Genomic DNA, 16,618 nt, shown 5'->3' with positions numbered 1-16,618 from the left:
GGCTCTGGTCCCGGTGGCGCGGCGACCCGCTTGCGTGTCGCCGCGCCGACCGGCAGGGTCAGGCTCCAGGGCGGTTCCCCGTCGGGATCGTGATCGGGGTGCTCGTCGGGGACGTGACCTTGTTGAGGAACAGCATCGCGATCGCGCGCACGAACTGGTCGAACATGTAGAAGCCCGCCGGTGCTATCGGCAAAAGCCCCTCGCGGAATGCGATGTACGCGGGCCAGCCCGTGCGGACGAGGGCCGCGGCCGCGTAATCCCGGGGCAAGCGGAGCCAGTCGCCGATTGCGTCGCTCAGGACGTAGCGGACGAACTCGTTGAGGAAGCCTCGGGTGACGCCCAGGTCGATCTGGGCGGTCAGGCCGAGCAGGTCCTCGGCCAGTTCCTTGCCCTCGGTCGTGGGGGACAGGAGCGGGGTGAGGACCTGCGTCGACTGCGCGTCGGCCGCGGCCCACGTCTGGGGGATGAACTCGTCGCGCACGCCGAGCAGGTGGATGGCGACCTGCCACTGGTGCAGGAAGGCCGCTTCGTCCGCGGCCGACATCGGGACGCGCCACTCGAGCAGCTTGCGGTGGACGAACGTGCCGAGGCTGTGGAACGTCACCAGGATGTCGCCGTTGCTGATCGGGAGCTGCTCGTCGGCGACCGCCCGCCAGTGCGGTGACTGCGGCAGCAGGTGGCGCACCGCCGCGTGCACCAGCCTCGTCTTGTTGGCCGTGACGACGAACTGACCCGTCGGCTCGAACGCGTTCAGGTCGCTCAGGTCGTAGCCGAAGGTGAACGTCTTGGCCGCGCGGTCCTGCATGTTCGCCCCGCCCGCGGACCAGTAGACCGACTTGGCCTCCCGCGGGATCACCGTGCTCATGATGCCGCTGCCCAGGCCGTAGAGCATGAACAGGTAGGTGTCCTTGCGCCGGTTGAAGTCCGCGGCGCGGCGCAGCTTGACCGGGTCGGCCCAGGAGGGCAGCCGGTTGGCCTGCCGGAGGTACGCGGCGAGGTCGGCGGGCAGGCCGGCCGGCAGCACATCGTCGTTGTTCACCCACGGCCGCAGCGCGGTGTTGACCGCGGGGACTCCACCGGTGTCGAGGATGCCTGCCATCAGGCGGTCGACTTCGTCGTCCCAGACCCACCAGGGATCCGTGCCGGCGGCGCCAGCGCCCGTCGACGCCCAGGCCGGGACGACACCCGTCGCGCTCGCCAGGCCCAGCGCGACACCCAGGGAAAGGACGTTCCTCCGACTGAGATTGCTCATTTACTTACCTAGCTTCCTTGGTAGGCATCGGCCTGGTCACAGCAACGCTTGGACCGGGCGATCAGGCATGAGCCGAGCAGGGGCAAGAGGAGATTCCTCATTAACATAGCGAGGCCGGTCGCGGGTCGGCAAGGGGCTCGGCGGGCTGAATCGGTCCGCCGCGGCCGCGCGAGTCCCCGGCTCGCTTCGTGGTTGACTGGCACGCATGGCCTTGCTCCCGCGCACCCCCTCCCGGCGGCCGCGGTGACCGCCGGGCCGGCCGCGGCCGTCCGGCCGCGCAACCGCAGGCAGCTCATCGTCGAAGCGGGCGCCACCGTCTTCAGCGAGCGCGGGTACCACGCGGCGTCGATGGAGGAGATCGCGGCCGGCGTGGGCATCACCGCGGCCGCGCTGTACCGGCACTTCCCGAACAAGTACGCCCTGTTCGCCGAGTGCGCGAACGTCATGGTCGACCGGCTCGTCGCGGCGCTCGGCGAGGTGCCTCCCGGCGCGGCACTGGCCGAGGTCCTCGCCGCCGTCACGCGAGTCACCGTGGCCCACCGCACGGCCGGCGGTGTGTACCGGTGGGAGGCTCGCTATCTCAACCGCGAGGACCGCCGGGTGCTCAAGGGGAAGTTCGCGCAGGTCGTCGATCGGGTGGCGGAAGTGGCGCGGCGCGAACACCCGTGGCCGGACGAGCACCTGCGTGCCGTGGCCGCCTTGGGCGCGATCGGTTCGATCACGATGCACCACAACTCGATCGCCCGCCGCCGGGTCGAGGACCTGCTGCGGGCGTCCGCTCTGCGCGTGGCCGCGGCCGATCCCGCCGCCGCAGTCGCGGACGCACGCGTCGTCGAACTGCCCGCGCGGCCGCAACCCCGCACCCGGCGGTCGGAAATCCTCGCGGCGGCCATCCCGCTGTTCGAACGCGACGGGTTCACCGCCGTGACGAACGGCATGATCGCCGACGCCGTGGGGCTGGCGCCGTCCGGGCTCTACCGGTACTTCCCGGGCAAGGCCGACATCCTGGCCGCGGCGTGCCTGCAGGCCGCGGGCCTGCTGGCCCAGGCGGTCGAGCACAACCTCCGCGGCGTGACCGATCCGCACGACGCCTTGACCGCGCTGACGGCGACCTACGTCGCGTACAGCTTCGAACACAACGCTCTCACCAGCGTGGCCGACGCCGAGATCGTCGGGCTGCCGGCCGGCCTGCGCCGTCCGCTGGTCGTCGCGCAGCGCGAGCACATCGCCGTGTGGGAGCAGTACCTGCGGCAGGCGCGGCCGGATCTCGACGCGCGCCAGGCGCGGGTGCTGGTGCACGCCGGTTTCGGTGTCGTGGTCGAGGCCGGACGCCGCTTGCGGTGGCGCACCAGCCCCGAGCACCGCGCCGCCGTCGCCGCCCTGCTGGTGAGTGCCCTGGGTTTGTGAGCGACGCGTCCGGCTACGGCTCGACCAGCCGGCGCACGGCTTCGACGACCGTCGCCCGCCTGGCGGCGTGGTCGCTTGGGCCCAGGTCGCTGATCTCCTGGTTCTGCAGGGCCCACATCGAGGCGGTGTTGATGGTGAGCATCAGCAGCTCCGGGGCGGTGAAGCGGGTGGAGAGCCTGCCTTCCTCCTGGGCCTGCCGGATCGCGTCGATCTTCGCCTGGTTGGCCCGCGTGACGGCCTCGATCGCGGGCCGGCCTCCCTGCTGCTCCAGCCGGTGCCAGGTGGCGAGCCGCATCACCTCGGGATGGGCGGTCTGGCCGTCGAAGAGGGCACCCGCGTACTCCGGCAGGTCGTGCGGGGTGATCGGGGCCTGCTCGGTCGTCCGCACGACGACCTCGTCGAACACGGCGTCGAAGAGCTCTTCCTTGCTGCCGAAGTAGGTGTAGACGAGGCCTGCGCTGCAGCCGGCGCGGCCCGCGAGGCGGTCGACCCGCGCGCCGGCGATGCCGTGTTCGGCGAACTCGGCCAGTGCGGCCTCCAGCAGGGCGCGGCGCTTCGCCTCGGGGTCTCGGGGTGCCATGTGCCCAGCGTATTGAGTGAACGTTCATTTGACAAGTTTGGGTGAGCGGTGCTTACCTGAGGGCGTCGTATTGAATGAACGTTCAGTCAGGAGTCGGGATGGTCATCCCTCCGCTAGTCGGCAAACGCGCGCTGGTCACCGGTGGCACCGGGGGAATCGGCCTGGAGACGGCGTTGGCCCTGGCCGGGGCGGGCGCCGAGGTGGTGGTCGCCGGACGCGCGAAGACGAAGGTCGACCACGCCGTCGTGGCGGTGCGCGAGGCGGTCGGCACCGCCAAGGTGACCGGGCTGGTGCTCGACCTCGCCTCGCTGGCGTCGATCGACCGCGCCGCCGCCGAAGTGCTCGCCACCGGGCAGCCGCTGGATCTGCTGGTCAACAACGCCGGCGTGATGGCCGTGCCGGAGCGCCGGGAGACCGAGGACGGGTTCGAGCTGACGTTCGGGACGAACCACCTCGGGCACTTCGCGCTGACCGGGCACCTGCTGCCGGCCCTGCTGGCCGCGCCCGCGGCCCGGGTGGTGACGGTGAGCGCGAAGGTGGCGCGGAACAAGGGCGCGACGCTGGCGGACCCGCTGAGCGCGGTGTCCTACGCGGGGATGGCCGCCTACACGAAGTCGAAGCTGGCGAACGTCGTCTTCACGCTGGAACTGGCCCGGCGGGCGACCGGAACCGGGATCACCGCCGTCGCCGTGCACCCCGGCACGAGCGCGACCGGGCTGCAGCAGCACCTGCCGAAGTACGCGCAGGTCCTCGCGTCCGCGCTGCTCGAACGGTTCGTGGGCCAGAGCCCGGCCGACGCGGCCCGGCCTTCCCTGCACGCCGCGACGAATCCCGGTATCAAGCCGGGCGACTTCGTCGTGCCGGACGGGCGCGGCGAACTGCGCGGGGCTCCCCACGTCGCCGAACCGCCCGTCGCCGCCACCGACCCCGAGGCCGGCAGGCGGCTGTGGGAGCTGTCCGAAGAGCTGACCCACGTCGCTTATTCCTTCCGGTGAAAGGGCCTTCCGCCATGACCTTCGAGTTCGAGACCGTTCCCGAGTCCACTTTGGACCGAATGCGGGAGATCAACGCGCAGCTCGCCGCCGCCGACCTTCCGGACCCCGCCACCGCCGAAGGACTCGCGACCCTGCGCGCGACGACCTTCCGGGTGCCGGCGCCGACCGAGCTGACCCCGGTCGAGCGGGCGGTGTCCGGGCCCGCGGGTGCGGCGACCGTGCGGGTCATCCGGCCGGCCGGCCCGGTGACCGGCGTGGTGTTCCACGTGCACGGCGGCGGTTTCGTGCTCGGCGCGCCTGCCGACGACGACGCGGTCAACGACCTGCTGGCCCGCACGGCCGGCGTCGCCGTGGTGTCCGCCCGCTACCGGCTCGCGCCGGAGCACCCGTATCCCGCCGGCCTCGACGACTGCCTCGCGGCGGCCGCGTGGCTGGCCGGCGCGGCCGCGGCGGAATTCGGCACCGACCGGATCGTGGTGTCCGGGTATTCGGCGGGGGGACACCTGGCGGTGCAGACGTTGCTGCGGCTGCGGGGCGAGTTCCCCGACCTTTTCGCGCGGGTGGTCGGGGCCAGCCTGGTGTTCGGGGTCTACGACCTGGCGCGGACGCCGAGTTCGCGCTCGGCCGCGCCCGACACCCCGGTGCTGCCGCCGCGGTGGATCGACCGGTTCGTCGGGATGGCGTTCCCCGGGCTCGACCGGGAACAGCTGCGGGACGGCGGTGTTTCCCCGTTGTACGCCGATCTGCACGGGATGCCGCCCGCGCTGTTCACGGTCGGGGACCGCGACCCGCTGCTGGACGATTCGCTGTTCATGGCCGCGCGCTGGCGGGCGGCGGGTGGGGCGAGCGAACTGGCGGTGTGGCCGGAGTCGCCGCACGGGTTCGTCGGGATGACGCCGCCGTCCGGGGTGCCGGCGCAGAGCCGGATCAATGCGTGGGTGAAGGCCCTGCTCGCAAGGACTCCGCTCAGACCTGGTCCGTGGGCCGGATGACGATTTCGGCCACGGCCCGGCGGCGGGGACTCGTGACGATGTAAGCGACGGCTTCGGCGATGTCGTCGGCGGGCAGCTGTTCGACGTCGGCGAACCGGGCCGCCATGCGTTCCCGGACGGCGGTTTGCTGGTGGCCGAGGAGTTCGGTCTCGACGAGACCCGGCTCGACGACGGAGAAGCGGACGTTGCGCCGGGCGTATTCCTGGCGCCAGGCCTCGGTGGCGGCGGTGACGCCGAACTTGGTGGCGTTGTACACCGCGGCGTGCGGGATGACCCAGCGGCCCGCGATCGAGCTGATGTTGACCACGTCGGCGACCTGACGCGGGCTGGTGGCGGCGGCCTCGACGAGCTGCGGCAGGGCGGCCTTGGTGAGGTAGAGCAGCCCGTTGAGGTTGATGTCGACCATCCGCTGCCACTCGGTCAGCGGGGACGTGCCGGAGTCGCCGGTGAGCATGACGCCGGCCGCGTTGACGAGGGTGTCCAGCCGGCCGAACCGGTCGAGAGTGGTGGCGACGATGCCGGCCGCGGCGTCGGCGTCGGTCAGGTCGGCGGCCAGCGCGACCGCCTGGCCGCCCTGCTCGGTGATCTCCTTCGCCAGCACGTCGAGCCGGTCCTGGCGGCGGGCGACGAGCACGACGGCCGCGCCCCGGTCGGCGAGCCGGCGGGCGGTGGCCTGGCCGATGCCGCTGCTGGCGCCCGTGACCAGGGCGACTGTCGAGGTGAGGGTGGTGGTGTCTGCCGGAATGGTCTCCATGACCCCCACTCTGCGGCTCGAGCCAGGGGGGTGCCAGAGCGTGCTTATCCAGGTATGTGAACCACCTGGTAACCGGCTGCGCGCGGTGGCACAGTGGACCCGTGACGGTGTCCGTGGGGGGATTGACCGACGAGCAGGCCCGACGGCGGGAGCTGGCGTCGTTCCTGCGCAGCAGGCGCGAACGCATCTCTCCCGAGCAGGCCGGCTTGCCGCCCACGGGCCGCCGGCGGACGCCGGGCTTGCGCCGCGAGGAGGTCGCGCACCTCGCCGGGATGGGCGTGACGTGGTACACGTGGCTGGAACAGGGCCGGGACATCAAGGTCTCCGAGCAGGTCCTCGACGCGATCGCGGCCACGCTGCGGCTCGATCCGTACGAGCGTGCCCACCTCTACACGCTGGCCGGCCACCCCGAGCCGCCGGTCGAGCGGGACTCCGCGGCCGTTCCGCGTGCCCTGCTGGTGATGGTGCGTCAGCTCGAGCCGATTCCGGCCGCGGTGATCAACGCCCGGTTCGACCTGCTCGCCTGCAACCGCACCTACGAGCGGCTGGTCGGCGGAGTGGACGAGCTGCCGCCCGAGGACCGCAACTGGCTGGTGCTGATGTTCACCTCGCCGAGGTGGCGGGCCCAGGTTCTCGACTGGGAGGACGCCGCCGCGCGCCTGGTCGGCCGGTTCCGGGCCGGGATGGCGGCCCACGCCGCCGAGTCCGGCTGGAAGGGGCTGGTCCGGCGGCTGCGGCAGGAGTCGCCGGACTTCGGGCGCCTGTGGGAGCGGCACGACGTGCGGGGCCCGGAAAACTTCACGAAGCATTTCCTGCACCCCGAGGTGGGCCTGCTGACGCTGGACTACACGCAGCTGTCCTTCGGCGAGCGTTCGGGGATGAAGCTCGCCACCTACACCCCGGTGGACGAGGAATCCTGGGCGAAAGTGCGGCTGCTGCAGGAAAGCGTCCCGGCGAGCGAGGGTTCCGGCCGCTGAGCGCGGCCGGCCGTCACGACTCGATGATCGCCACCAGCGCCGCCGTGAAGGGGGCCGGGTCGAGGTCGCCGCGGACGGCGAGCTGCTGGGTGTAGCCGTGGCAGAAGGCCACGAAGGCTTCGGCGATCCGGGCCGCTGCGGCCGGCTCGCGGTGGGGGAGCAACGCGGCGACCGCGGTGCGCAGGTCCGACAGTTGCCGGTCGACGAGGGCCGCGAGCGGCGGGGAGACGGCGGCCTCGGCGTAGATCTGCGCGACCAGCCGGGCGTGGTCCTCTTCGCGCGCCAGGGTGCGGATGTGCTCGAGGAACCCGTGCACGGTCTTGGTCGTCAGCTCGGCGGGGAGCGCCTGCGTCGAGTGCTCGCAGATGGCGGCGACGATCTCGTCCTTGCCCTTGAAGTACCGGTAGATCGCGCCGACGGAGAGGCCGGAGGCTTCGACGAGGTCGGTCATGGACGTCCGGGCGAAGCCGTGCGTGGCGAAGCGGGCGCGGGCCGCGTCGACGATCTGACGGCGGCGGGCGTCGAGGTGGGCCTGGGTGACTCTCGGCATAAAAGAACGACCATTCGTTTTTTGTGGTAGCGTCCCGACCATACCCCACAGCTCGGCCGGACAGGAGACTTCCGTGCGTTATCAGGCATTCGGGCGGCAGAGCGGCTTGCGCGTCTCGGAGTACGTGCTGGGCACGGCCACCTTCGGCTCGGCGCCCTCCGCCGCGGGTGTCGCGGGCGCCAAGACGATCTTCGACGCGTTCGTCGCGGCCGGCGGCACCACGTTCGACGTCTCGAACATCTACCAGGACGGCGAAGCCGAAACCATCCTGGGCGAGCTCCTCGGCCGCGAGCGCGACGACTTCGTGCTGATCACCAAGTACAGCGGGACCCGGCGGGCGGAGGTCCGGCCGGGCACCACCGGCAACAGCCGCAAGACGATGATCCGCTCCCTGGAGGAAAGCCTGCGGCGCTTGAAGACCGACTACGTCGACGTCTTCATGCCGCACTTCCCCGACGGCGTCACCCCGGTGCCGGAGATCCTGGCCGGCTTCGAGGACCTGATCCGGTCGGGCAAGATCCGCTACGGCGGGCTGTCGAACTTCCCGGCCTGGCGGGTCGCCGGCGCCGCGGTCCGGTCGGAGCTGGGCGGGCGTGCCTCGCTGGTCGGTATCCAGACCGAGTACAGCCTGGCCGAGCGCTCCGCGGACCGGGAGCTCCTGCCGATGGCCGAGGCCCACGGGCTCGGCGTCGTCCTGTACTCCCCGCTGGCGGGTGGCCTGCTGACCGGGAAGTACCGCCGCGGCGAGCAGGGTCGGCTCAGCGCCCGGGCCACGGCGGCCGAGGGCTCCGCCGTGCTGGACGCGGTTCTCGCCGTCGCCGAGAAGACCGGGACGAACCCGGTCCAGGTCGCCCTGGCCTGGGTGCGCCACCGCGCCGCCCAGGCCGGGACCTCGATGATCCCCATCGTCGGACCGCGCACCCCGGCCCACCTGAGGGGATACCTCGACGCGCTGGACGTCGAACTCGCCGACGAGCACTACCGGCTGCTCGACGAGGTCAGCGCCGTCCGGCCGGGCACGCCCCACGAGGACGTGGCGGCCGCACTGGCACACGGCATCGACGGCGACCGGAGCCTCCTCGACGTTGCGCCCGTGCCCGTGCCGTGAACGCTGAGATACCGACCGTTCTCTCTGCTACGCTCGGACGGATGGTGCGCAACACTCGTGGTCAGGTGTCCGAAGCGCGGTCGAGGCTGCTCGCGACGGCCACCCGGATCTTCTACGCCGAGGGTCTGCACTCCGTGGGGATCGACCGGATCGTCGCGGAGGCGAAGGTCACCCGCGCCACCCTGTACCGGCACTTCCCCGGCAAGGAAGACCTGGTCGTCGCGTATCTGCAGGGTGTGCACGAGATGGAGCGCGAAGGTCTCGACAAGGCGCTCGCCGGCGGCCTGCCGGCGGCCGACACCCTGCGGGCCGTCGCCGAGTCGATCGCCGAAGGCATCCGGTCGGCGCACTTCCGCGGCTGTGCCTTCCTCAACGCGGTGGCGGAGTACCCGGATCCCGCGCACCCCGTGCACCAGGCCGTGCTCGCCCACCGCGAGTGGTTCCTCCGCACCGTCACGGACTTGCTCGCGCAGGTCGGCAAAACGCCACCGGAGGCCGCGGGGCGTCACTTCGTGATGCTGCGGGACGGCGCGATGGCGTCCGGCTGCCTGGCGGACCCGGCCGAGGTCGGCGACACGTTCCTCCAGGGCGTCGACGGAATCGTGCGGTTCCGCCTCGACGCGGCGGCCGAGTAGCGGTTTTCCGGCGCCCGGCAGGGCTTTCGTGAGCACGGTGCGATGTCGCCGTGCCGGAGCAATGCGCTGACCAGGCAAGCTCGTCATCGTCCACTGTGGCGCGCAGGTGTACCACGACGGCCTCGACACCGGCGGCCGCCCGGCGGCTCGGGGGGTGGCAGCGGCCTGGCCGGCGGTTGTCCCCGGCATCGTGCGCGGGGTGCACGAACCCCAGCTCGCCCGGGCGGTCACCATCCCCGGCCACCTGGGCGGGGACATCGAGGTGCTGCCCTGCGGGCTGCCCCGGCTGCCTGACGGCGGTCCACTCCCGCGTCGTCCCGGCCGACGAGTGCCCGAGCCGGGCGTAAGACTTTGGATAGAACGTTCTGTCTTGACACTGCGCGGCGGCACGGCCATGCTCAATTGAGATAGAACGTTCGGTCTACCGAGGGGCTTCCCTCATGCTGAAGGGATCATCGTGACCACTGTCGACTCGCCCGCCATCGGTGGGTTCGCCCCGGCGCTGCGCCGGTTGTACTTCGTGCGGTTCGCGTTCGCCATCGTGTGGGCGGTCCTGGTGTTCCTGACGACCAAGTCGGGCTTGGGGGCGGCCGGTGTCGCCCTGGTCGTCGTGTACCCGCTGTTCGACGTGGGAGCGGCCATTGTGGACGCTCGGTCGGCGAAGGGCGCCGGGTCGGTGCGCGGGCTGTACGTGAACATGGCGATCAGCCTGCTCGCCACCATCGGCGTGGGCGTCGCCGCCGCGTCCGGTGTCCCGGGGGTGCTGCGGGTGTGGGGTGCCTGGGCGATCGTCGCCGGGCTGGTCCAGCTGATCGTGGGGGTCACCCGCCGCAAGATGGGCGGCCAGTGGCCGATGATCCTCAGCGGCGGCATCTCCGTGCTGGCCGGGGCCAACTTCGTCATCGGCGCCTCCGCGGCGAACCCGTCGCTGGCCAACGTCGCCGGCTACGCGGTTCTCGGCGGCATCTTCTTCCTCGTCTCGGCGATCCGGCTCGGCCGCGCCGCGAAGGGGAACTGACGTGACCACCTACGACGTCGTCGTCCTCGGCGCCGGCCCGGTCGGGGAGAACGTGGCCGACCGGGTGGTGCGGGGCGGGCTGACCGCCGCGATCGTCGAGCGGGAGCTGGTCGGGGGCGAGTGCTCCTACTGGGCCTGCATGCCGACCAAGGCGCTGCTGCGCAGCGGCGCGGCGCTGCGGGCCGCCCGGCAGGTGCCCGGCGCGCGGGAGGCGGTGACCGGCGAGCTCGACGTGGCCGCCGTGCTCCGCCGTCGTGACGCCTTCGCTTCGGACTGGCAGGACGAGGGCCAGGTGTCCTGGCTCGACTCGGCAGGCATCGCGCTTTTCCGCGGCCACGGCCGCATCGGCGGCGAGCGGGTCGTCGAGGTGACGGGCGCCGACGGCACCACCACGACGCTGACCGCGCGGCACGCGGTCGTCGTCGCCACCGGCAGCGGCGCGCTGGTCCCGGACATCGAGGGTCTCCGCGACGCGAAGCCGTGGACGAGCCGGGAAACCGTTGCGGCGAAGGAGATCCCGGCCCGGCTCGCCGTCATCGGCGGCGGGGTGGTGGCCTCGGAGATGGCGACCGCGTTCACCGAGCTGGGGTCGTCGGTGACGATGCTGGCCCGGGACGGCGTGCTGCACCTCGCCGAGCCGTTCGCCGGCGAGCTGGTGACGGCTTCGTTGCGGGACAAGGGAGTTTCGGTCCGCGTCGGCGCCGAGGCCGGGTCCGTCAAGCGCAACGACGACGGCACGGTGTCGATCACGCTCACCGACGGCGAGCAGATCGAAGCCGACGAGCTGCTCGTCGCGATCGGCCGGACCCCGAACACCCAGGACATCGGCCTCGGCACCGTCGGCTTGAAGCCGGGTGCCTGGCTGACGGTCGACGGCACGATGCGGGTCGCCGGGGCGGACGGCTGGCTCTACGCCGCCGGCGACGTCAACCGGCGCGTTCTGCTGACGCACCAAGGCAAGTACCAGGCCCGGGCGGTCGGCGACGTCATCGTGGCGCGCGCGAAGGGGGAGCCCGTCGACGACGCAGAATGGGGCCGCCACGCGGCGACCGCCGACGAGCGCGCGGTGCCTCAGGTGGTCTTCACCGAGCCGGAAATCGCGTCGGTGGGCCTGACCGCGGCCGGCGCCGAGGCCGCCGGGCTGCGGATCCGGGTCGTCGACCACGACCTGGCCGCGACCGCCGGATCCGCCCTGCACGCCGAGGGCTACCGGGGGCACGCCCGGATGGTCGTCGACGAGGACCGCAAGGTGGTCGTCGGCTTCACGGTCGTCGGCCCGGACGTCGCGGAGATGCTGCACGCGGCGACGATCGCGGTGGCCGGCGAGGTGCCACTGGACCGGCTCTGGCACGCGGTCCCGGCGTTCCCCACCGTCAGCGAGGTGTGGCTGCGGCTGCTCGAGGCCTACGGCCGCTGATCGGCCACGACGCTCGACGAGGAGCCGGTCGCGGATCTCGAGGGCCGAGATTAAGACAGGTGTCTTGATTAAGGCACCTGTCTTACCTAGGCTGCGGACATGGCCGACGACAGCGCGCACGCGGGGGACGACCAGGCCGCGGTGCTGGCGGGATTGCCGCCCTACCCGTTCCCGAACCCCACCGCGCTGGAGCCGCCGCCGGAATGGGCGCGGCTGCGTTCGCAGTGCCCGGTGGCGCGCATCGAACTGGCCAGTGGCGACGAAGCGCTGCTGCTGACCCGCTACGACGACGTCCGGGCGATGCTGTCGGATCCCCGGTTCACCCGGCAGCTCGATGCCGCGGACGCCTCGCGGGTCTCCGCCAGCGACGACGGCGGGGTGTTCAGCAGGCCCTCGTCGTCGACCGGCGGCGCGGCGGACGCGGACGAGCCCGAGGCGTCGATGCTCGGTGGCCCCGGGCACCGGCGCTGGCGGCGGCTGGTCGGGAAAGCGTTCACCGTCAAGCGGGTCCAGGCGCTGCGGCCGGGAATGGCGGAGCTGGCCGAGCAGCTGATCACGGACATGGTCGCGGCCGGTGCGCCCGCGAACCTCGGTCCCGCGCTGGGGTTTCCGCTGCCGGTGTTCGTGATCTGCGACCTGCTCGGGGTGCCGCGAGCCGACCGGGGCCGGTTCGCGCACTGGTCGGACACGATGCTGAACATGACCCGGTTCACCCAGGACGAAATCGACCGGTCGGGCCGGGAATTCCACCAGTACATGACGGAGCTGGTCGCCACCAAGCGAGCCGAGCCCGGTGACGACCTGCTCAGTGACCTCGCCGCCGACATGACCGCGACCGAGCTGGTCATGACCGGGCAGGGCCTGCTCATCGCCGGCCACGAAACCACCGCGAACATGATCGGCAAGATGCTCGCGATGCTGCTGGCGGACCGCGAGCACCGCTGGGAGCGGCTGCTGGCCGACCCGTCGCTGGTGCCGTCGGCCGTCGAAGAGGCGCTGCGGTTCGACGCCAACCCGGGGTTCGGGATGCCGCGCTACGTCTCGGAAGAGACCGTAGTCGGGGGCACCACCCTGCCGCGCGGCACGACCGTGGTGTGCAGCATGGCCTCGGGCAACCGCGACACGGGCGCGTTCGACGGTGCCGACGCCATGGACCTCGCCCGCCGGCCCAACCCGCACCTGGCCTTCGGCGCCGGCCCGCATTCGTGCGTCGGCCAGCAGCTCGCGCGGGTGGAGCTGCAGACCGTCCTCGACGTGTTGCTGCGGCGACTGCCCACCCTCGAGCTCGTCGGGGACGCCGCGGACCTGCGTGCCCGGCAAGGGCTGATCGTCGGCGGGATCGACCGGGTCCTGGTGCGGTGGTGACGGGCGGGAGGTCGGCCGCCACCCGCGCCCGGCTGCTGGCGACGGCGGAACGGCTGATCGCCGAAGACGGCGTCGCCCAGGTGTCGAGCCGCCGGCTCGGCCAGGAAGCCGGGCAGGCCAACAACTCCGCCGTCGCCTACCACGTCGGCACGATGGCGGAGGTGATCCTCGCCGTGCTGCGCGAGCACGGCGAGGCGATGGACCGCATCCGGGCCGCGATGGTGGACGCGGCCGAAGGCTCGACGCGGCTGCGCGACCACGTGGAGGCGCTGGTGCTGCCGACGACCCTGCACCTCGCGGAGCTCGGCGTCCCCAGCCACTACGCCCGCTTCGCCGCACACGTCGTCAGCGATCCCGTGCTGCGCGCGCCGGCGCTGTCGGTCACCACGTCGACGCCGGTCATGCACCGGGCCCTGCGGGCGGTGGCCGCGCACGCCGGTGATCCCGCCGATCCCGCGCTCTTCACCCGGTCGGCGATGGCCCGGCACGCCATCGTCCACACCTGCGCGGAGCGGGAAGCCGAGCTGGCCGAGGGCCGTTCGGGCATCCCCGGCTGGGCCGAGACCGGCGAGATCCTGGTCGACGGCATCACGGCCCTGCTGACCACCTCACGGCGGTGATCACGACTCGGTGAGCCGGGTGCCCCGCCGCCAGATCGCGCGCGTGTCGAGCGTGTCGCCGATGTCCACCGTCGGGTCGCCGTCGACGAGCAGCAGGTCGGCGCGGAGCCCTTCGGCGACGCGGCCCCGGTCGCCGAGGCCGAACCGGCGGGCCGTGGTCGCCGTCGCCGCGCGCAGCGCCTGCGCGGGAGTCAGGCCGGCCGCCACGAGGTACTGCAGTTCGTGGTGCAGGCTGGCTCCGTGCGCCAGGCCGCCGAAAAAGGTCTCGGCCATGGAGGCGTCGGTGCCCGCCAGCACGTCGACGCCCGCGGCGGCCAGCGCCCGCACGGTCTCCAGGACGTCTTCGAGCTTGCCCTGCGGGTACCGGTTGTAGCTGGCGCGCAGGGTTTCCTCCCACTTCGCGTCGAGGCGGCGGGCGACGCGGGGGTCGTCGGCGAGCGCGCTGCCGGTGATGCCCATCATCGACGCGTCGAGGCAGACGCACGGCACGACGAACATCCCCGCCCCGGCGATGAGGTCGACGATTTCGGTGGTGTGCGGCCGATCCATGAACACGTGGACGACGCCGTCGACACCGGCCTCGGCGGCCATCCGGGTCGCGTCGAGGGTCAGCGTGTGCGCGACGGTGAGGGCGCCGTACTTCTTGGCCTCGGCGACGCCGGCGTTCAGCGTGGCCTGGTCGAGCATCGGCAGGCCGGGGTGCCCTTCGACGCTGCCGTCGTCGATCATGAACTTGATGTAGTCCGAGCCCCGCGCCAAGAGCTGCGGGACGTACGCGGCGGCCTCTTCCGGCGTGGTGGAGAACGGCATCAGCGGCATCGTCCGCGGCAGGTTTCCGGGCGGCCGGAACCCTGCCGGCATGAGCTCGCTGGGGTGACCGCCGGGCGGGGTGATGCCGAAGCCCGCCGACCGCACGTCGGCGACCGTGTCGTCCTCGGTGAGGTGACCGCGGTTCTCGCGGGTGTTCATGCCCTGCATCTCCAGCTCGGTGGTGATGCCGAACCGCAGGGCCAGCGCCAGGGTGCCGGGGCCGGAGTGGACGTGCGCGTCGATCAGCCCGGGCAGCAGGGTCGCGCCCCGGCCGTCGACGACCTCGGCGCCTTCGGGTACTTCGCCGCCGACCTGGCTGATCTTGGGGCCGTCGAGGACGACGGTCCGCACTCCCAGCGGCTTCTCCCCGTCGAACACCCGGGCGCCGGTGATGGCGGTGGTGGCCATGGCGGCCTCGCTTTCTCGTTCGCAGTTACATACCTAATGCTATGCAGTTGACGACTGGTATGCAAATGCGCCGCGTACTACGATCCACGGGGTGAGTGGTGACGACCTTCTGCTCGACCGGATCGGGCCGGCCCTGTCCCGGCTGCGCCGGCGCACCCCGGCCTCGGGCCGTGACCTGTCGCGCAACCTGGTGCTGAACGTGGTCGCCGACGCCCCGGGCGAGCTGACGGTCGGCGGGCTCGCCGCCGAGATGGGCGTCGCGCAGCCGGTGGCCAGCCGGACGGTCGCGGCCGGCATCGCCGAGGGCCTGCTGCGGCGGGCGGCGTCCCAGGCGGACGGCCGCCGGACGGTGCTCGAGCTGACCGAACGCGGCGAGGCCGAGCGAATCCGGTTCGCCGCCGAGCAGCGCGAAGCGTTCGAAGACATCACGGCCGCCTGGTCGCCGGAGGATCGCGCGCAGTTCGCGCGGCTGCTCGTCCGCTACGCCGCCGACGCCGGCGCGTGGTCCCGCCGCCGGAAGACCGTCGAGGACGACGAAAGCCGTTGAGCCGCGGGCCAGCGCCGCGCGGCGCTGTCAACCGCTTAAGTCCCAGGCGCTTGCCGACGAGCGGGATTGTCACCGAGCCGGACAAGGTTGACGGACCATCACGGGATCTCTTGACAGGCAGCACAGGTGCACTGGCAGACTTAAGCGCTTAATACGATCCTCAACGCAGAGGAGCCAGCCCGTGTCCCCACGTCTGCGCAAGACCTGCCTCGCTCTCGCTTCGGCCGCGCTCGCCGCCACGGCCCTGGCGGCGCCCGGCGCCGTCGCCGCTCCCCGAGCCGGTGGCACCCTGAACTACCTCGAGCAGATCTCCGGGCAGTACACGATCGCCGGGCAGCACAACAAGGAACCCGCGAACCAGCCGTCGTTCTACACCGGCAAAGTGCACGACATCACCGGCCAGTACCCCGGTCTGTGGGGCGGCGACTTCTTCTTCGGCGGCTCGGACGTCGCCAACCGGCAGGCGGTGATCGACCAGGCCAAGCTCGAGTGGAGCCACGGCGCGATCGTCACCATGACCTGGCACATGTGCCCGCCCACGCAGGGCAGCTCGTGCGACTGGTCGTCCGGGGTGCTGAGCAAGCTCGGCGACGCCCAGTGGAGCGAGCTGATGACGAACGGCTCGAACCTCAACAACCGCTACAAGGCGCGCCTCGACGAGGTCGTGCCGTACCTGCAGCAGCTGCAGAACGCGGGCGTCCAGCTGCTGTTCCGGCCGCTGCACGAGCTCAACGACGGCTGGGCGTGGTGGGGCGGGCGCCCGGGCCTCGGCGGCAGCGCCGGCCTCTACCGGATCACCCACGACTACCTGGTGGGCAAGGGACTCACGAGCATCGTCTGGGACTGGGCGGTCAAGGACGTGAACATGGGCTCGATCGCGAGCTACTACCCGGGTGACGCGTACGTCGACGTCGCGGCGCTGGACGTCTGGATGAAGGCGAACTCGTCGGCGTCGGACTACCAGGCGATGCTGAACGTCGCGCACGGCAAGCCCATCGCGCTGGGGGAGACCGGGACCATCCCGTCGCCGGAGCTGCTGGCGTCGCAGCCGAAGTGGACGTACTTCATGGAGTGGTCGGAGTACCTGCAGGGCAGCAACTCGAACGCGGCCATCCAGCGCACGTACTTCGACGGGCGAGTCCTGGTGCTCGGCGAGATGCAGCGCGGCTAAGACCATCGCACT

At 72.0% G+C, this 16,618-nt stretch carries 17 protein-coding genes; 12 read left to right on the top strand and 5 right to left on the bottom strand.

The genetic code is table 11. The features are described 5' to 3' along the window. Positions 1 to 58: 58 nt before the first annotated feature. Positions 59 to 1,252 carry an oxygenase MpaB family protein gene (locus QSK39_RS46280; protein ID WP_285484187.1) on the bottom strand — a complete coding sequence of 398 codons (1,194 nt, stop codon included), beginning with the start codon at positions 1,250 to 1,252 and terminating at the stop codon, positions 59 to 61. A gap of 243 nt (positions 1,253 to 1,495) precedes the next feature. Here QSK39_RS46280 and QSK39_RS46275 point away from each other — a divergent pair, with 243 nt between their 5' ends. Beyond that, a complete protein-coding gene (locus QSK39_RS46275; protein WP_285484186.1) occupies positions 1,496 to 2,659 on the top strand; it encodes a TetR/AcrR family transcriptional regulator in 1,164 nt (387 codons plus the stop codon). 13 nt (positions 2,660 to 2,672) lie between these two features. On the opposite strand, the gene QSK39_RS46270 is transcribed toward QSK39_RS46275, so the two are convergent. After that, positions 2,673 to 3,239: a TetR/AcrR family transcriptional regulator gene (locus QSK39_RS46270; RefSeq protein WP_285484185.1), complete on the bottom strand. Its 567-nt coding sequence runs from the start codon at positions 3,237 to 3,239 to the stop codon at positions 2,673 to 2,675. Positions 3,240 to 3,337: 98 nt separating this feature from the next. On the opposite strand from QSK39_RS46270, the gene QSK39_RS46265 reads away from it, so the two are divergent. Both QSK39_RS46265 and QSK39_RS46260 read left to right on the top strand, forming a co-directional pair. Then, entirely contained in the window at positions 3,338 to 4,234 is an 897-nt protein-coding gene (locus QSK39_RS46265; protein WP_285484184.1) for an oxidoreductase, read from the top strand. 14 nt (positions 4,235 to 4,248) lie between these two features. Further along, entirely contained in the window at positions 4,249 to 5,226 is a 978-nt protein-coding gene (locus tag QSK39_RS46260; protein WP_285484183.1) for an alpha/beta hydrolase fold domain-containing protein, read from the top strand. On the opposite strand, the gene QSK39_RS46255 is transcribed toward QSK39_RS46260, so the two are convergent. Beyond that, positions 5,201 to 5,980 (bottom strand): SDR family NAD(P)-dependent oxidoreductase, encoded by a 780-nt coding sequence (locus tag QSK39_RS46255; RefSeq protein ID WP_285484182.1) that lies wholly within the window; start codon positions 5,978 to 5,980, stop codon positions 5,201 to 5,203. The genes QSK39_RS46260 and QSK39_RS46255 overlap by 26 nt on opposite strands. Positions 5,981 to 6,081: 101 nt before the next feature. Between QSK39_RS46255 and QSK39_RS46250 the strand changes: the two genes are divergently transcribed. Beyond that, positions 6,082 to 6,957, top strand: a complete 876-nt coding sequence (locus QSK39_RS46250; RefSeq protein ID WP_285484181.1) for a helix-turn-helix transcriptional regulator — start codon at positions 6,082 to 6,084, stop codon at positions 6,955 to 6,957. A gap of 13 nt (positions 6,958 to 6,970) precedes the next feature. On the opposite strand, the gene QSK39_RS46245 is transcribed toward QSK39_RS46250, so the two are convergent. Next, positions 6,971 to 7,507 (bottom strand): TetR/AcrR family transcriptional regulator, encoded by a 537-nt coding sequence (locus QSK39_RS46245; protein ID WP_285484180.1) that lies wholly within the window; start codon positions 7,505 to 7,507, stop codon positions 6,971 to 6,973. Positions 7,508 to 7,580: 73 nt separating this feature from the next. On the opposite strand from QSK39_RS46245, the gene QSK39_RS46240 reads away from it, so the two are divergent. The 6 genes from QSK39_RS46240 to QSK39_RS46215 all read left to right on the top strand — a co-directional run bounded on the left by QSK39_RS46240 (position 7,581) and on the right by QSK39_RS46215 (position 13,670). Beyond that, positions 7,581 to 8,615, top strand: coding sequence for an aldo/keto reductase (locus tag QSK39_RS46240; RefSeq protein WP_285484179.1), 1,035 nt, complete (start codon positions 7,581 to 7,583; stop codon positions 8,613 to 8,615). Between the two features lie 41 nt (positions 8,616 to 8,656). Continuing rightward, complete coding sequence (locus QSK39_RS46235) at positions 8,657 to 9,250, top strand: TetR/AcrR family transcriptional regulator (RefSeq protein ID WP_285484178.1); 594 nt, start codon at positions 8,657 to 8,659, stop codon at positions 9,248 to 9,250. A gap of 457 nt (positions 9,251 to 9,707) precedes the next feature. Beyond that, on the top strand, positions 9,708 to 10,268 hold the full coding sequence (locus QSK39_RS46230) for a hypothetical protein (protein WP_285484177.1): 561 nt from the start codon (positions 9,708 to 9,710) through the stop codon (positions 10,266 to 10,268). A 1-nt stretch (position 10,269) separates the two neighbouring features. Continuing rightward, entirely contained in the window at positions 10,270 to 11,685 is a 1,416-nt protein-coding gene (locus QSK39_RS46225) for a dihydrolipoyl dehydrogenase family protein (protein ID WP_285484176.1), read from the top strand. Between the two features lie 99 nt (positions 11,686 to 11,784). Further along, positions 11,785 to 13,050, top strand: coding sequence for a cytochrome P450 (locus tag QSK39_RS46220; protein WP_285484175.1), 1,266 nt, complete (start codon positions 11,785 to 11,787; stop codon positions 13,048 to 13,050). After that, positions 13,047 to 13,670, top strand: a complete 624-nt coding sequence (locus QSK39_RS46215) for a TetR/AcrR family transcriptional regulator (RefSeq protein ID WP_285484174.1) — start codon at positions 13,047 to 13,049, stop codon at positions 13,668 to 13,670. The genes QSK39_RS46220 and QSK39_RS46215 overlap by 4 nt, the downstream gene beginning before the upstream one ends. Here QSK39_RS46215 and QSK39_RS46210 read toward each other — a convergent pair whose 3' ends face one another. Beyond that, the gene (locus tag QSK39_RS46210; protein ID WP_285484173.1) at positions 13,671 to 14,888 is read right to left on the bottom strand and encodes an amidohydrolase family protein; all 1,218 of its coding nucleotides are present in this window, start codon (positions 14,886 to 14,888) and stop codon (positions 13,671 to 13,673) included. It abuts the gene before it with no gap. Between the two features lie 91 nt (positions 14,889 to 14,979). Between QSK39_RS46210 and QSK39_RS46205 the strand changes: the two genes are divergently transcribed. Then, positions 14,980 to 15,435: a MarR family winged helix-turn-helix transcriptional regulator gene (locus QSK39_RS46205; RefSeq protein WP_285484172.1), complete on the top strand. Its 456-nt coding sequence runs from the start codon at positions 14,980 to 14,982 to the stop codon at positions 15,433 to 15,435. A 181-nt stretch (positions 15,436 to 15,616) separates the two neighbouring features. Continuing rightward, positions 15,617 to 16,606 carry a glycoside hydrolase family 26 protein gene (locus QSK39_RS46200; protein WP_285484171.1) on the top strand — a complete coding sequence of 330 codons (990 nt, stop codon included), beginning with the start codon at positions 15,617 to 15,619 and terminating at the stop codon, positions 16,604 to 16,606. Positions 16,607 to 16,618 lie beyond the last annotated feature (12 nt).

This window comes from Amycolatopsis sp. NBRC 101858 (assembly GCF_030269325.1).
Lineage (GTDB): Bacteria > Actinomycetota > Actinomycetes > Mycobacteriales > Pseudonocardiaceae > Amycolatopsis > Amycolatopsis ponsaeliensis.
This window is presented reverse-complemented; position numbering and strand designations above follow the sequence as displayed.

Coding starts and splice junctions, on each gene's coding strand:
- QSK39_RS46280 (WP_285484187.1), bottom strand. CDS start 1,252: ATGAGCAATCTCAGTCGGAGGAACGTCCTTTCCCTGGGTGTCGCGCTG.
- QSK39_RS46270 (WP_285484185.1), bottom strand. CDS start 3,239: ATGGCACCCCGAGACCCCGAGGCGAAGCGCCGCGCCCTGCTGGAGGCC.
- QSK39_RS46265 (WP_285484184.1), top strand. CDS start 3,338: ATGGTCATCCCTCCGCTAGTCGGCAAACGCGCGCTGGTCACCGGTGGC.
- QSK39_RS46260 (WP_285484183.1), top strand. CDS start 4,249: ATGACCTTCGAGTTCGAGACCGTTCCCGAGTCCACTTTGGACCGAATG.
- QSK39_RS46255 (WP_285484182.1), bottom strand. CDS start 5,980: ATGGAGACCATTCCGGCAGACACCACCACCCTCACCTCGACAGTCGCC.
- QSK39_RS46245 (WP_285484180.1), bottom strand. CDS start 7,507: ATGCCGAGAGTCACCCAGGCCCACCTCGACGCCCGCCGCCGTCAGATC.
- QSK39_RS46235 (WP_285484178.1), top strand. CDS start 8,657: ATGGTGCGCAACACTCGTGGTCAGGTGTCCGAAGCGCGGTCGAGGCTG.
- QSK39_RS46220 (WP_285484175.1), top strand. CDS start 11,785: ATGGCCGACGACAGCGCGCACGCGGGGGACGACCAGGCCGCGGTGCTG.
- QSK39_RS46210 (WP_285484173.1), bottom strand. CDS start 14,888: ATGGCCACCACCGCCATCACCGGCGCCCGGGTGTTCGACGGGGAGAAG.